Below are 15362 nucleotides of genomic sequence, written 5' to 3'. Positions count from 1 at the left end.
TTCTTCCTCAGTTTTGAGAGTTTTGAGCCGAAATCTCCTGCATTTCCTTCAGCACCGACTCCAGTTTTTTCATTTCCCGTCCATACTTCTCCCAGTCATCCTCCCGGAGGGCCTTTCTTGCCGCGTCCCAGGCATCGGAAGCCTCCCCGGCAAGAACGGAGAGGGCCGGAGATTCGCCTTCAGGACGGACGGGTCGGAGCGGGGTCTCGCCCGCAGAGGGTAAGGGGAGAGCGGGCCGGCCGTCGGAGGGACCGAGGAGGCGGACCAGGGAATCATCCAGCGTTTCTCCCCATACAACCTTGCCTCCGGTGGAGGTGATGACACGGCGCAGTTCGGGGAGTTCGCTGTTCTCCGCTCTGAGGTACAGGGGCTGAATGTAGAGGATTCCGTTGCCTACCGGTACGACGGTCATATTGCCCCTTATAACGGAGGATCCCCTCTGGCCCCACAGGGAGAGTTGGGCGGAAATCTCGGAATTCTGGTTCGTGAGGGCCTCCACCTGGGAGGGACCGTAGATGAGCTTCTGCTTCGGGAACTGGTAGACGAGCAGTTCACCGTAATTGTCCCCGTCGGAGCGTCCCGCCATCCACGCGATCATGTTGTCCCGGTTGACGGGCATGAAGGGAGTGATGAGAACGAACTCCGATCTCTCCTCCCCGACAAGGCGCATGTTCACGTAGTAGGCCTCGATGATGCCCTTTCTGTCGGTGCTGCTGTTGCGATCCCACGAGTCTTCCTTGTTGTAAAAGGTATTGGCGTCGGTCATGTGGTAGATCCTGTAGATCTCGCTCTGGATGCTGAAAAGATCCTGGGGGTACCGGAGGTGGGCCTTCAGGCCCGAAGACATCTCGGACATGGGGCGGAAGAGGCCGGGGAAAACGCCGCTCCATGCCTTCAGCACCGGGTCGTCAGGGTCGGAGACGAAAAACTTCATGGTACCGTCATAGGCGTCCACGGTGGCTTTCACGCTGTTCCGGATATAGTTGATCGTCCCTCCCCTGCCGAGGGAGACGGGCTGGGAGTAGGGGTACCTGTCGGCGGCCGTGTAGGCATCCTGCATCCACACGAGCCGTCCTTCGGAGACCACGAGGTAGGGGTCCCGGTCGAAATAGAGAAAGGGCGCCACTCGGGTGAGTCTCTCCCGGATGTTCTGGTGGTATTTCACCCGGCTGTTTTCGGTGAAGACATCGGAGAAAAGGATCTTGAAGTCGGCGAACTTGATCGCATAGAGAATCCTCCGGAACAGGGTGCCCATGGGGACACCGCCCTTTCCTTCATAGGTGGTGCGCACGTTTGATTCTCCCATGGGGTAGTCGAACTCTTTCACGGTGGTCCCCACGAAAATGTAGGAGCTCGGTTTCTCCCCATAGTAGATTTCCGGCCTGGTGATGGAGAGGGGGACGTCCGTCTTCGGCGGAATGTCCCGGACCCAGAGCCTGGGCAGTCCCGAGCCGGCGACCTCGTTGACGGGGTTCATAACGATGCCGTAGCCGTGGGTGAACTCGAGGCGGGTGTTGATCCAGGTGGGGTTCTGCAAGCCCTTGAGGTCCAGTTCCCTCGGTGAGAGCATGACCTGCCGGTACTCTCCGTCGAAGGTGTACCGGTCGATGTCCACGTTGGAGAAGTCATAGTAGGTCCTGATCTCCTGGAGCTGCTTGTAGCTTCTCAGAAGGGGGGCATGGTCCCAGAGCCGGATGTTGTCGATGGTGTCCCTGTTCTGCTCCACGTTTTCCCAAGTGATGGAATCGTCAGGGGTGACCGTTCTCAGGGCGATGTTCGAGAGTCCGTAGGCCTTGAGGGTTGCATCGATGTTGTACTCGATGAACCGCTTCTCCCGTTCGAACTCGTTGGGTCCCACGAAATACTTCTGCACCACGGCAGGGTAAACGCCTTGCAGCAGGACTGCCGTGACCAGGACGAGTCCCGCAAGTCCCAGGGAGAATTTCCATGTCTTCCGGAGAAGGCTCACGAGGAGGGAGAGACCGAGAAGCAGCGAAAGGACCGCAAGAACGTTCAGGGCGAGGAGTTCGGCGTTCACGTCCGTATACCCTGCCCCGAAAACCACCCCGGTAGGGGAGAACAGCAGGTCGTACCTGTCCAGAAGATACCCGGCCGACCAGAGGAAAGCTCCTGCGGAGGCAAGAAGGACAAGGTGGTTCCGCATTTTTGCAGGGACGGAAAGGGACGCCAGATCCCTGTTCCTCGGCAGAAGGAAGGCCGCATAGGCGCCTCCCGCGGTCACAAGGCAGAGGAAAACGATGTTCAGGGCTTTCGCGTGGAGAAATCTCCAGAAAGGAAGACCGAAGACGTAGAAACCGATGTCATGACCGAAGATGGGGTCGGTCACGCCGAAGGGGGTGCCGTGGAAGTACCGGAGGACCATGGTCCACTCCCCGGTCATGGCCGCACCGTTGGTGAAGCCGAGGAACAAAGCGGCCGCCGCGACGGCGACTCCTGCCGCCTTCGCTCCCAGAAGCCCCTCCTGTTCGGGGTAAAGCGCCCTCAGGTTTTTCCTGGCTGCGGAGAGATTCAGCCACAGGAAGGCGGCGTAGAGCAGAAACCCCGCCCCGAAGAGGGGAAGTCGAGCAAGAAGACGGGTCCAGAAGACGGAACCGTATCCTTCGGTATCGTACCAGAGATAATCCGTATAGAAATCCGCAAGGACAGGAAGAAGCACAAACAGCACAACCGCGGCTCCTCCGGCGAGCAGGATGCCCTTGTTGATGCGGAACGGAAAGGAAGGGAACGGGCGCTTCGGGGAGGAGTCCTCCCCAGGGAACCATTCGTTGTTTGGGAACCAGTCTTTTTTTGTCATAATGATTCATTCTATAGTACTTTCCCGGGATGTCAAAACGAAGATGGCGGATACGTTTTATGGATACATTATACACTATGAGATTTTCTTGACAGACCGTCAGTGCAGTGGTACCTATATAACCGTCTGTCGACAGTAGACGATAGGTTAAGCAGGGGAGGTTTCTCCATAAACAGCATAGCGAACCATCAGTCGCTCGCGAAGGAAGTGGCGGATTTTCTCCGCCGCGAGCTTCTCATTTCAGCGAAATACCCCCAGGGGACCTTTATCCGCGAGGAGGAGCTGGCCAGGGAGCTGAACATCAGCCGTGCCCCGGTGAGAGAGGCCCTGAAGGAGCTCGAAGGGCAGGGACTTGTGCGGTCCATCCCAAGGAAGGGTTCCATGGTCCTCGGTTTTTCCCCGGAGGACGTGGAGGAGCTGTATGATATCCGTTTCGCCCTCGAAACCCAGGTTTTCGAGGCACTGGTCAAGGAGAGGCTTCTTTCCGACGATGACTGCGAACGGATGAACAGCCTTTTCAATGATCTGCTTGCCGTCGCGTCGAGCTCCATGGAGAAAGACGAGAAGGTCATCGCTTTCAGCAGGATCGATCTCGAATTCCATCTCTTTATTGCGGAACGTTCCGGGAGGCCCTGGACCATCCGGATTCTCAGGAGCGTGTATTTTCAGCTTCAGCAGGCAATGGTGCAGTACCTTGAAAGTGAGGAGGAACTGGCCTATTCGGCCCGGGAGCATTTGAAGATTATCCGGTCCCTGAAGGAAGGGGATCTCGATGCTTTGCGGGAGAGCAGGCGCTACAGCTATTTTCAGAGAAGGCTGAGGAAGCGGGAGAAGGTTGAAGCTTCCGGCATATGAGGAGAAAAGGGAGTGATGTCACCGGGCGTTTTCAATGTATACGCAGTCAGTGCCGGCGCAGATTCCGGTTCCGTTTGTACCGATGCAACCTATATGAGGAGGAGTGACACTATGTTCAGAAAAACGTTCACTGCAGCAGCGGCAATGGTTCTAGCCCTCGGGCTCTTCTGCGGCTCCGCGTTCGCAAAAGCCGAGATCAAGCTTTCGAACCAGTTCCCCCCGTCCCACCACGTTTCCAAGGGCCTCATCGTGTTTGCGGAAAAAGTGGCCGAGTATTCCAAGGGCGAGCTTACGGTGAAGATCTTCGACTCCGCCCAGCTTTTCAAGGACACTGAAATCGTGGAAGCCCTTCAGGATGGTCTTATCGAGGCAGGCCTTGTGCCCGTGAACAAGTGGTCGGGCATGATTCCCATCGCCGACGTCTTCGAGATGCCCTTCGTGTTTAAGGATCTCGAGTCCCCCAAAAAGTTCCTTGCGGCCGGCGCCGACAAGATTCTCGACGGAGAGTTCCAGAAAAAGGGCGTCAAAAACCTTTTCTGGGTTGACTACGGCTACATCCAGTTCTTCAACAACAAGCGCCCCCTGAAAAAGCCCGAGGATTTCGAGGGCCTGACCATGAGAACCTTCAGCAGCGGTGATGCAGAAACCCTGAAAGTCCTGGGCGCAGCCCCCACCGTCATGAGTTCCTCCGAAATGTACATGGCACTCCAGAGGGGCACCGTGGACGGAGCAACCACCGGCATGCCGGCGGCTGTTTCCCGGAAAGTGCATGAAGTTCAGAAGTTCATGACCATGGCGAATTACACCACCGCCCAGTTTGCCGTTCAGGGCAACCTCGACTGGTGGAACGGCCTTTCCGCCGAGCTCAAGGAGGCCGTCATGAAAGCCGGACACGATGCCGAGGAATGGATCCGCGGAGCCATCGCCGAGTCTGAAAACGCGGCAGAAAAGGTTATCCGCGAGGCCGGTGTGGAAATTTACGTTCCCACCGCTGAAGAACGGGAAGCCTTCGTGAAGGCCACCGAGTCTGTACGCAAGGCCTTCGGTGAAAAGACAGGAGAAGTCGGTCAGACACTTATCGAGATGGCCATAACGGTTTCAAAGTAATATTTCCCCGAAGAACGAGTTCCAGGATTTCCGAAACGGGAGGGGAGTCCCTCCCGCTTCTTTTCTCAAATACGAGCAAAGGGGCAGTCTCGCATGTTCAAAATCATTCGCAACGCTGTGGAAAAGGGCAACCTGATCCTCGGGTACGTCAGCGGTCTCGGCATTCTCCTCATGGGGCTCGTGCTCTTCTACGAGGTGGTCTGCCGGTATTTCTTCCGGTCCCCCACAATCTGGGCCCAGGAGATGTCCATCTATCTCTTTATGTGGACCATGCTCGCCGGGGGAGCCTACACTCTCCAGGAAGGCAAACACGTCCGTATCGACCTCGTGATCGAGCATCTTTCCCTCCGCACCCAGCACTTCCTGGAGATGATAACCAGCGTGGCGGGGATGATCTTCTGCGCGGTCATCACATGGCAGGCCTACGAGATGATCGTGGCCTCCATAGGCTATAACAAGGTTTCGGCGACCCTTCTCCGGGTGCCGATGTGGATTCCCCAGATGGCCCTCCTTCTCGGGTTCGCCCTCCTGACCCTCCAGTTCGCCATCATCATCGTCGACCGCTTCAACTCCGTCTTCGGAAAACATGAGGAGGGACAGTCATGCTGAGCTTTTCCATGGTGGTACTCCTGCTCGTCGGCGTTCTCTTCATGGGGCTCCCGGTGGCCTTTTCCCTCGGGGGCACATCCCTTATGCTCATCGCTCTCTTCGACCTTCCCATGAAGATCGTGGGGGCGACCATTTTCTCGTCCCTGGACAGTTTCACCATCCTCTCCATTCCTCTCTTCGTCCTCATGAGCCAGATCCTTCTCGACGGACGGATCGGGGACGATCTTTTCGACGTCATGAACGCCTGGGTACGGCATCTTCCCGGAGGACTCGCCATCGCCACGATCCTCGCCTGCGCCTTCTTTGCCGCCATCACGGGCTCGGGAGCGGCCACGGCGGCCACCATCGGCATGGTGGCCTACCCCGCCATGATCGAACGGGGATATGACAAGAAATTCACCCTCGGTCTTCTCGCGGCCGGAGGGACCCTGGGCATTCTCATACCGCCGAGCATCCCCCTGATCCTCTACGGCTCTATCACGGAGGAATCCGTCGGCAAGCTCTTCATCGCCGGTGTCGTTCCCGGTCTTCTGCTGACCGCTTTTTTTGTGGTGTACGCCGTTTACAAGAGCCGGAGAGGCGGGTTCACTCCCATGGAAAAAGCATCGTGGGGCGAACGGCTTCGGATCACCAGGAAAAATTTCTGGGGAATTCTCCTTCCCTTCATCATCATCGGCGGCATCTATACCGGGGTCTTTACACCCACGGAGGCGGCGGCGGTGGGACTGGTGTACGGGCTCTTCATCACCCTGGTGGTGTACCGAACGCTGAAGCTCAGTGACATTCCGGCCATCTGCCTCCGGTCCGTGACCACATCCTGCATGATCGCCATTATCATCGCGGGCGCCGTGCTCTTCGGCAGGGTCATGACCCTGCTGATGATTCCCCAGAAGCTCACGGAACTGATCATCAGCAACAACTTCTCGGTCCTCATGTTCATCCTCGCCATGAACGTCCTGATGATGATCCTGGGGTGCGTCCTGGAGACGGTGTCCATCGTCCTCCTCACCATGCCCCTGGTCACCCCCATTCTTCACGCCCTGGGCATCGACCCGATCTGGTACGCCATCGTGGTGACGGTGAACATGACGCTGGCCCTCATCACGCCGCCGGTGGGAATGAACCTCTACGTAATCAACAGCCTCAGGAAGGACATCCGGATGAGCGATATCATCTCCGGGGTTTTCCCCTTCCTTGTGATCATGATTTTCTTCCTCATACTCGTCATCGCGTTCCCCGGAATGAGCACCTGGCTTCCCTCGGTCATGCACTGAGGAGCGGGGTTTCCTCCGCCGGCGTTCTTATAATGAAAGGAGACGACCTATGAAAACGTCAAAACAGCTGAGAACCCTCCTCGAACGACCCGGCGCTGTTGTTGTTCCAGGGGTGTATGACTCGCTGAGCGCCAGGATCTGTGAAATGGCAGGTTTCGAAGCGGTCTTCCATTCCGGGTATGGAACGGCGGCTGTCAGGCTTGGTCAGCCTGACATCGGCCTGCTGACCCTCACCGAGATGGCCGCCCAGCTGAAATCCATCACCCGGGCGGTGAGAATTCCCGTCCTTGGCGACTCCGACAACGGCTTCGGCAATGCCGTGAACGCCGACAGGACCGTCCGGGAGTACATCTGGGCCGGAGCGGCGGGCCTCTTCATGGAGGACCAGGTGTCTCCCAAGCGCTGCGGCCACATGGAGGGCAAGCAGGTCATCTCCAGGGAGGAGATGATGGGGAAGCTTCGGGCAGCCATCGACGCACGGAATGAACTTGACCCCGATGTGGTGATAATGTACAGGACGGACGCCATCCACGTCACGGGATTCGAGGATGCCCTCGACCGGGCGAAAGCTGCGGTTGCCGCCGGTGTCGACATGGTCTTCGTGGAGGCCCTGGAGACCCGGGAGCAGATGGAACGGGCCGTGAAGGAAATCGGCGTGCCCCTCATGCTCAACCTCATCGAGGGGGGGAAGACTCCTCTCGTTCCCGTAAAGGAAGCGGAGGCCATGGGCTTCAAGATGATCGTTCCCGCCCTGTCGGCCCTGTTCGCTGCCGCGAGGGGTATGTACGAGGTAATGACGCAGATCCGGAAAGAAGGCGTCTCCGAGGGGTATCTTGACCGGCTCTTCACCTTCAGGGAGTTCGCCGAACTGGTCCGGCTGGACGAAATTCGTGAAATGGAGGAGAAGTACATTCCACCGAGCGTCCTGGAGGAAAAATATCGGGGGAAGAAGAAAATCGTCGAGTAAGGTTGCCGGGAAACGGAGCGCGGAGTATATAATGGAAAAGCTCTGAGATTATTACTCCAACGGAGGGATACCAAGTGATCAACCATCTGAAGCGGAAACTTGCCGAGGGCGGGGTCGCGCTCGGGACCTTCATCACCCTCAACTGCCCCGACCTCGTGGAAATCGCTGGGCTCGCAGGGTTCGACTATTGCATCATCGACACGGAGCACGGCCCAGGGAGCCCCGAATCCATCCAGCACATGATCCGGGCCGCGGAGCTCCGGGGAATGGCCCCCATCGTCCGGGTGACCGATACGGCGCCCACCACCATTCTCCGAACCCTCGACGTGGGGGCGGCGGGAATCCAGGTGCCCCAGGTGAACTCTCCCGAAACGGCGGAGAACGTGGTCCGGTCAGCCAAGTATTTTCCGAAGGGCGACCGGGGGGCGTGCCTCACCAGGTCGTCCCGGTACGGCTTCGTTCCCGGCATGGCGGAGTACTTCGAGGAGGCCAACCGAGAGACCCTGGTGGTCGTCCACTGCGAAAATCGCCAGGGGCTTGAATGCCTTGACGGCATTGCCGCCGTGGACGGCGTGGACGTCATATTCGTCGGTCCCTACGATCTCTCCCAGTCTTTCGGCATTCCGGGGCAGATTTATCATACCGTGATGGTCGACGCCGTGGCCAGGGCCCTGGCCACGGCGAAAAAAGCGGGAAAGCCTGCGGGGATCTTCGTGGGGTCGGTGGAGGAGGCAAAGGCCAGGATTGAACAGGGGTTTTCCTACATAGCCTACAGCATGGACAGCCTGATCTTCGCGGAAGTCTGCAGAAACATTGTCGGGGGGATTAGGGCCTGACGTAAAAAAGCCCGGTGCGGAATTCGCCGCACCGGGCTTTTTTACGTCACCGGATCCGTTCCAGTATGGCCTCTCCCACGGCGCGGGTCGTTCCCTGTCCGCCGAATTCCACGGGAAGATCCCCGGGAGCCGCTTCCGCAAGGAAGGCGGTGAGACTGTTCTCCACGGCTTTCGCGGCGGTCCGCTCCCCGATATGCTCAAGCAGGAGGGCCCCCGTGAGGATGGCGGCAATGGGGTTGGCCTTTCCCGTCCCGGCGATGTCCGGGGCCGACCCATGGATGGGCTCAAACATGGAAAGGCCGTCGCCGATGTCGGCTCCTGCGGCCACCCCGAGGCCTCCGGCCAGCCCGGCGAGGAGGTCGCTCACGATGTCGCCGAACATGTTGGGGGCCACCACCACCCCGTACAGGTCAGGGGTGCGCACCAGGTGGTAGCACATGGCGTCCACGTTCACTATGCCGAGCCCCACGCCGTGGCGGGCTGTCTCGTCTTTGGCGATGTCCTCCCAGAAACCGTAGATCTGGGGGAGGGCGTTCGACTTTGACGCCAGGGTGATTTTCTCCTCGCCCCGGGCCTTTGCCGCCCTGCATCCATAGGCTACCACCCTGCGGACGCCCGGCTCGGAGGCCACTCCGAGCTGGAAGGCCCCTTCCACGCCTCCGGAGAAGGTCCCTCTAAGATTACCCTCGAGAGAATAGAGCCCCCGTTTCGTGTCAAGGCTGAAGTCCGCCGTCCCTTTTTCCGTCCTGCTGCCGATGCCGATGTAAAAATCTTCCGTGTTCTCCCTGACGACGAGAGTATCCAGCCCCTTTCCTCCCTTCGGTGCCACGGGAAGGGGAACCCGGGGATAGCTCTTCGCAGGCCGGAGGTTCACGTACTGGTCGAAGTGGAACCGTATGGTGAGGAGAATCCCCCTTTCGAGGATTCCCGGCTTGACCCGGGGGTCTCCCACCGCACCAAGGAGCAGGGCGTCCATGGAACTCATCTCGTCTACGGCGGAGGCAGGCAGGATTTCCCCTGTCTTCAGGTAATGGTCGGCGCCGAAGGGGTAGTCGGCCCAGGTCAGGGAAAATCCGTGCTTCCGGCCCGCCGCCTCGAGGATCCGCGATGTTTCGCCGATGACCTCGGGGCCGATGCCGTCTCCGGGAATCCGGGCCACCACGTAGTCCTTTCCGCTCATGCTCTCTTCCTCCGCTCTTCGATCCGCCTGCGGGCGTAGGGGATGAGACCGCCTACGCTGATAAGCTCCTGGAGGAAGGGTGCGAAGGGGGCCACCCGGAAGGTCACTCCCTTGGTCCGGTTCTCGATGGTCCCGGCGACGGGGTCCACGGCCACCTCATCCCCCGTTTCGATGGAGGCGGCAGCCTCGGGGCACTCGAAGATGGGAAGGCCGACGTTGATCGCGTTCCGGTAAAATATCCGGGCGAAGGAGGCCGCGATGACGCAGCTGCACCCGGCACCCTTGATGGCCAGGGGGGCGTGTTCCCTTGAGGAACCGCAGCCGAAATTCTCCCCGGCGACGATCATGTCGCCCTTGGACATGTTGCGGACAAAGTCCTTGTCGATGTCCTCCATACAGTGTTTCCCCAGTACGGCCTCGTCGCTGGAGACGAGGTAGCGGGCGGGAATGATCACGTCAGTGTCGATATGATCTCCGTATTTCCACGCTTTTCCTGAAAAAGAATTCGTCATGGTTATTTCCCCTCCAGATTCTTGAAGAAATCTTCCGGCATAACGTCCCTCGGATCGGTGAGCCTTCCCGTAACGGCGCTCGCGGCCGCGGTGAGGGGGCTGGCGAGGATCAGCTCGCTCTTCGGGCTGCCCATGCGGCCCACGAAGTTGCGGTTGCTGGTGGAAACGCACCGTTCGCCTGCGGCGAGAATGCCCATGTGCCCTCCGAGGCAGGGACCGCATGTAGGAGTGCAGACCACGGCTCCGGCCTCGGTGAAGATGCGGAGATACCCTTTGTCCATGGCGGCGTTGTAGACTTCGTAGGAGGCCGGGATGACGATGCACCGTACGTTGGGGGCCACTTTTTTCCCCTCCATCAGCTTCGCCGCGGTTTCGACGTCTCGAAAGCGGCCGTTGGTGCAGGCCCCGATGAACACTTGGTCGATCTCGGGCGATCCGCACTCCCGGACGGGTTTCACGTTGTCGGGGGAGTGGGGCATGGCCGCCACGGGGTCCATCTCGTCAAAGTCGAAGATCTCCCGGCGGGTATAGACCGCGTCACTGTCGGGGTAGCGGGGTGTGAACTCCCGGGCCGCCCTCGACCGGGCGTACTCGATGGTTTTCTCGTCGGGGACGAAGACTCCCGTTTTGGCGCCGGCTTCCACGGCCATGTTGGCAATGGTGAACCTGTCGTCCATGGGCAGGTTTTCGATTCCCTCGCCGCCGAACTCGAGGGCCATGTACCTGGCTCCCTGGACGCTGATGCGTCCGATGAGGGAGAGGATCATATCCTTGCCGGTCACCCACCCGGGGCGCTTTCCCCGAAAATCGACCCGGATGGTGGGAGGCACCTTGAGCCATGTTTCTCCAAGGGCCCAGACGGCAGCGAGGTCCGTGCTTCCCACACCGGTGGAGAGAGCGCCAAGGGCGCCGCCGGTGCATGTATGGCTGTCCGCCCCGAGGACGATGTCCCCCGGGAGGATATAGCCCTTTTCGGGAAGGAAGGCGTGCTCAATGCCCACCCTGCCCACTTCCCAGTAGAGCATTCCCTGTTCTTTGGCGAACTCCCTGCCGTTCTTGGTCTGTTCCGCCGAAGCGATGTCCTTGTTGGGGGTGAAATGGTCGGGGAGGAGGGCACACCGCTCAGGGTCGAACACCCTTTCCGCCCCCATCTCACGGAACGCCGCCGCGGCAGGCGCCCCGGTGATGTCGTTCGCGAAGGCGAAATCCACCTTCACCTGGCAGATTTCCCCCTCTACGGCCTTCTGCGACGAATGAGCCGCTATGATTGCGCTAACCAACGTTCTTCCCATACAAACGCACTCCTTTCGATACCGCCTTCTGGAAGAGGCGGTTGATTCCGTCGATATATGCCTTGATGCTCGCTTCTATGACGTCGGTGCCGGCTCCCCGGCCGGAAACCCGGATTCCCTCGAAGAAAAGGGTAATCCTCGCTTCCCCGGTGGCGTCCGAGGCCTCGGTGACCGAGCGGATGGAATAGTTCTCCAGCTCCGGCTCGATGCCGACGATGCGGCGGATGGCCCTGTAGGCGGCGTCCACCGGCCCGTTGCCCGTGGCCGCGTCCGTGGCCTCCCGGCCGCCGTCCTCCAGGGTTACCGTGGCGGTCCCGTGTCCCCGTCCCACCTGAACGAGGAAGGTCTTCAGGACGATCCTGCGGCTTTCCGCAGCTGAGAGGATTTCGTTGTTGATCATGGCCTCGAGGTCCTCTGTGGTGACGATCTCCTTCCTGTCGCACAGGGTTTTGAAGAGAGCCATGGCTTCGGTGAGTTTCTCCTCTGAGAGGGAGAAACCCATCTCTTCCACTCTCTGCCGGAAGGCGTGCTTTCCCGAATGTTTGCCCAGGACGAGCCTGCTGCCCGGGGCACCCACGTCCTCGGGGTTCATGATCTCGTAGGTCTCCCGGTTGCAGAGCACGCCGTGCTGGTGGATGCCTGCCTCGTGGGCGAAGGCGTTCGAGCCGACGACGGCCTTGTTGGGGGGCACGGGGAATCCCGTCATCCTCGACACCAGGGAGCTGATGTCCCAGAGCTTCGTCGTGTCCAGGAATGTTTCGCAGCCGTAGCTGTCTCTCCTGGTCCGAAGCCCCATGACCACTTCTTCCAGGGACGCGTTTCCGGCCCGTTCCCCCAGGCCGTTCACCGTGCACTCCACCTGCCGGGCTCCTGCCCGCACGGCCGCCATTGAGTTCGCCACAGCCATGCCGAGGTCGTTGTGGCAGTGCACCGACCAGGTCACCCCGGGACGGTCCGTTGCCTCGATGACCGCCCTCACGAAGGCGCCGAATTCCTCGGGAACGGCGTATCCCACCGTGTCGGGTATGTTGAGGGTGGAGGCTCCGCAGTCGGCGGCCGTGCGGAAGACCTGGGCAAGGAAAACCGTGTCGGATCGGCTCGCGTCCTCGGCTGAAAACTCCACGTCTTCCACGAGGGAGCGGGCATAGGTCACCGCCTGCCCGACTTCACCGAGAACCTGTTCGGGGGTCATCTTCAGCTTGAACTCCATGTGGATGGGACTCGTGGCGATGAAGGTGTGGATTCTACCCCTTCCGGCGCTCCGGACCGCCTCGGCGGCCGAGCGGATATCCTCCTTCCTGGTCCGGGCGAGACCGGCGATGACAGGGCCTTTTACCGTGTCGGCTATGAGTTTCACCGCCTCGAAATCGCCGGGGGAGGCAGCGGGAAAGCCGGCCTCGATGATGTCCACGTTCATCTTCGCAAGCCGGAGGGCTACCTGAAGCTTCTCTTCCCTGTTCAGGTTGATCCCCGCTGCCTGTTCTCCGTCCCGGAGAGTGGTGTCGAATATCCGTACCATGTGGTTCTCCGTCATGTACGTCTCTCCTTTCATACTGTCCCCGCTGCCGGGGATAAAAAAAGGGCCGGAACCTCCTTGAGAGAGGTTCCGGCCCGGGAATGCCGTTCCGCAGCTTACCAGGCTGCCGGCGTTCCAGGGGGGAACCGGCAACCGAGGAGGAGGCACAGAGAAGAGGATACGGTACGAATGTACTGAACTGATCCTTTCATGGCTGGTTCCCTCCTTTCTTCGGGGCTTGGTAAGTTTCGATCATTTTGGGGAAGGATTCCTGAAATGTCAATACCAAAGCAAAAGAGAGATAAAAGGGGTATTTTCAAAATATGGGCTGGAATTCGCCGGAATCTCTCTTTTTCAGGAATTTCAAAGAGAGGGGTTTTACTGTAATATGGAAAGCACGGAAAAAAAGAAGTGCGGCACAGACAAGGAAAACGGAGGTGGGCGAAGTGAAGTTCAAAGAAGACAGCCGGTACCGACGGGCGAACCGTGAGGCCGTCATATCCATCGGCATGTATGTCCTGTTCTTTGCATGGTGGTATTTTACAGCTTACGGTCTCGGCTCGGGAGATCCGGGGGAATATACCTACGTCCTCGGGCTGCCGTCGTGGTTCTTTTACAGCTGCATCGTGGGGTACATCGGCATTTCCCTCCTGGTATGGGTGGTGGTGCGCCTCTTCTTCTCCGAGGATTCCATCGAGGGGACCGATCCCGAAGAGACGGGAGGCAGTAAGGGATGAACAACATGGACATGATTCTGCCCCTGGCAGTATATCTCGTCCTCGTTTTCGCCGTCGCAGTGTGGGGAAAGCGGGCCGCCGCCAAACCGTCCGACGCAAAGGGCTTTCTCGAGGAGTACTTCATCGGCGGCCGGTCCATGGGGGGCTTCGTCCTGGCCATGGCGGTGATCACCACCTACACGAGCGCCAGCAGCTTCGTCGGCGGGCCGGGTGTGGCCTACAAGCTCGGCCTCGGCTGGATCCTTCTCGCCATGATTCAGGTGCCCACGGCCTTCCTCACCCTGGGCGTCCTCGGCAAGAAATTCGCCATCGTCTCCCGGAAGGTCAATGCCGTGACCATCACGGAATACCTGAGAGCCCGCTATAAAAACGAACTCGTGGTGGTGCTCGCCTCCCTCGCCATCCTGGTGTTCTTCATGGCCTCCATGCTGGCCCAGTTCATCGGCGGGGCGAGACTTTTCCAGGCAGTGACGGGCTACCCCTATCTCGTCGGGCTCATCATCTTCGGCATCACCGTGGTGATCTATACTGCCGTGGGAGGTTTCAGGGCGGTGGTGATCACCGACACCATCCAGGGGTGCGTCATGATCTGCGCCTCCGCGGCCCTGCTGTGGGCGGTCGTGAACGCCGGAGGCGGCATGGACAGGATCATGGCCGTTCTCAGGGAAACGGACCCAGCTCTTCTCACCCCCACAGGGCCGGGAAACGCCATACCCAGACCCTTTATCCTCTCCTTCTGGGTGCTGGTCGGCTTCGCCGTGCTCGGTCTGCCCCAGACCACCCAGAAATGCCTGGGCTTCCGTGACGCCCGGTCCATGAACAACGGCATGATCATCGGCACCTTCGTGGTGGGATTCCTCATGCTGACCATGCACCTCGTCGGGGCCCTCGGGAGAGCCGTCCTGCCCGGGATCGAGGTGGGCGATCTTGCCGTGCCGACCATAACGGTGAAGCTGCTGTCCCCCTTCTGGGCAGGAGTCTTCATCGCCGGCCCCCTTGCCGCCATCATGTCCACCGTGGATTCCATGCTCATCATTTCCTCTGCGGCCATAGTGAAGGACCTCTACCACCATCATGCGGTCAAAAAGAATCTCCCGGTCACGCCGGAGAAACTGGGACGGATGAGCCTGGTCGTCACGGCGGCGATAGGCGCAATAGTTTTCCTTGCGGCCCTCCGTCCTCCGTCGCTGCTGGTGTGGATCAATCTCTTCGCCTTCGGCGGACTGGAAGCCGTCTTTTTCTGGCCCACCGTGCTGGGACTCTACTGGAAACGGGCCAATGCCGCGGGGGCGCTGCTTTCCATGGCGGCGGGCTGCGGGACCTTCATCTGGTTCATGATCGGCAAGATCCAGATCGGAGGAACCCACCAGATAGTACCTTCCTTAGCGGTGGCCTTGGCCGTCTTCATTCTCGGGTCGTATATCGGGAAAAAGCCGGACGATGCGACTCTCGCCGCTTTCTGGGGAGGAGAATGAGATGGTGAAAACCGGTGAGCAGCGCAAGGCAGACAAGGGGACCTAAATCCGCAGGCAGCGGGGAGTGTCACCGGGGAACGCTTGGGCGGGGGGTGCAGATTGTCGTCCTTGACAACTGCCCAAGCGATCAACACGGCTCCCTGCGTTCGCCGGTTGCCTGCTTGTGAAACCGACATCCGTGTCGGTT

At 59.7% G+C, this 15362-nt stretch carries 13 protein-coding genes; 8 read left to right on the top strand and 5 right to left on the bottom strand.

Annotated features, from left to right (window positions below; all coding sequences use genetic code 11):
• Positions 1-7 precede the first annotated feature (7 nt).
• Positions 8-2815 carry a UPF0182 family protein gene (locus JMJ95_RS05615; protein WP_290683502.1) on the bottom strand — a complete coding sequence of 936 codons (2808 nt, stop codon included), beginning with the start codon at positions 2813-2815 and terminating at the stop codon, positions 8-10.
• 207 nt (positions 2816-3022) lie between these two features.
• Here JMJ95_RS05615 and JMJ95_RS05610 point away from each other — a divergent pair, with 207 nt between their 5' ends.
• From JMJ95_RS05610 to JMJ95_RS05585, 6 genes are all read left to right on the top strand, one after another.
• Complete coding sequence (locus JMJ95_RS05610; RefSeq protein ID WP_290683501.1) at positions 3023-3670, top strand: GntR family transcriptional regulator; 648 nt, start codon at positions 3023-3025, stop codon at positions 3668-3670.
• Between the two features lie 111 nt (positions 3671-3781).
• Positions 3782-4777 (top strand): DctP family TRAP transporter solute-binding subunit, encoded by a 996-nt coding sequence (locus JMJ95_RS05605; RefSeq protein WP_290683500.1) that lies wholly within the window; start codon positions 3782-3784, stop codon positions 4775-4777.
• Positions 4778-4870: 93 nt separating this feature from the next.
• Positions 4871-5386, top strand: a complete 516-nt coding sequence (locus JMJ95_RS05600; protein ID WP_290683499.1) for a TRAP transporter small permease subunit — start codon at positions 4871-4873, stop codon at positions 5384-5386.
• Positions 5380-6660, top strand: a complete 1281-nt coding sequence (locus JMJ95_RS05595; RefSeq protein ID WP_290683498.1) for a TRAP transporter large permease — start codon at positions 5380-5382, stop codon at positions 6658-6660. Before JMJ95_RS05600 ends, JMJ95_RS05595 begins: the two co-directional genes overlap by 7 nt.
• A 49-nt stretch (positions 6661-6709) precedes the next feature.
• Positions 6710-7627: an isocitrate lyase/PEP mutase family protein gene (locus tag JMJ95_RS05590; protein WP_290683497.1), complete on the top strand. Its 918-nt coding sequence runs from the start codon at positions 6710-6712 to the stop codon at positions 7625-7627.
• 74 nt (positions 7628-7701) lie between these two features.
• Positions 7702-8463 (top strand): aldolase/citrate lyase family protein, encoded by a 762-nt coding sequence (locus JMJ95_RS05585; protein WP_290683495.1) that lies wholly within the window; start codon positions 7702-7704, stop codon positions 8461-8463.
• Between the two features lie 46 nt (positions 8464-8509).
• Here the strand turns inward: JMJ95_RS05585 and JMJ95_RS05580 are convergent, their stop codons facing one another.
• The 4 genes from JMJ95_RS05580 to JMJ95_RS05565 are packed head-to-tail and all read right to left on the bottom strand — an operon-like array spanning position 8510 to position 12981.
• Positions 8510-9643 carry an isocitrate/isopropylmalate family dehydrogenase gene (locus JMJ95_RS05580; protein WP_290683493.1) on the bottom strand — a complete coding sequence of 378 codons (1134 nt, stop codon included), beginning with the start codon at positions 9641-9643 and terminating at the stop codon, positions 8510-8512.
• On the bottom strand, positions 9640-10155 hold the full coding sequence (locus JMJ95_RS05575; protein WP_290683491.1) for a 3-isopropylmalate dehydratase small subunit: 516 nt from the start codon (positions 10153-10155) through the stop codon (positions 9640-9642). The genes JMJ95_RS05580 and JMJ95_RS05575 overlap by 4 nt, the downstream gene beginning before the upstream one ends.
• A gap of 2 nt (positions 10156-10157) precedes the next feature.
• Complete coding sequence (locus tag JMJ95_RS05570) at positions 10158-11447, bottom strand: 3-isopropylmalate dehydratase large subunit (RefSeq protein ID WP_290683489.1); 1290 nt, start codon at positions 11445-11447, stop codon at positions 10158-10160.
• Entirely contained in the window at positions 11428-12981 is a 1554-nt protein-coding gene (locus JMJ95_RS05565; RefSeq protein ID WP_290683487.1) for a 2-isopropylmalate synthase, read from the bottom strand. Before JMJ95_RS05565 ends, JMJ95_RS05570 begins: the two co-directional genes overlap by 20 nt.
• A gap of 428 nt (positions 12982-13409) precedes the next feature.
• Here JMJ95_RS05565 and JMJ95_RS05560 point away from each other — a divergent pair, with 428 nt between their 5' ends.
• Both JMJ95_RS05560 and panF read left to right on the top strand, forming a co-directional pair.
• Entirely contained in the window at positions 13410-13700 is a 291-nt protein-coding gene (locus tag JMJ95_RS05560; RefSeq protein ID WP_290683485.1) for a YhdT family protein, read from the top strand.
• A complete protein-coding gene (panF, locus tag JMJ95_RS05555) occupies positions 13697-15175 on the top strand; it encodes a sodium/pantothenate symporter (RefSeq protein ID WP_290683483.1) in 1479 nt (492 codons plus the stop codon). Before JMJ95_RS05560 ends, panF begins: the two co-directional genes overlap by 4 nt.
• Positions 15176-15362: the final 187 nt, after the last annotated feature.

The organism is Aminivibrio sp., assembly GCF_016756745.1.
Classification (GTDB): Bacteria; Synergistota; Synergistia; order Synergistales; family Aminobacteriaceae; genus Aminivibrio.
The sequence above is the reverse complement of the archived record's forward strand: the minus strand, read 5'-3'. Positions and strand labels throughout refer to the sequence as shown.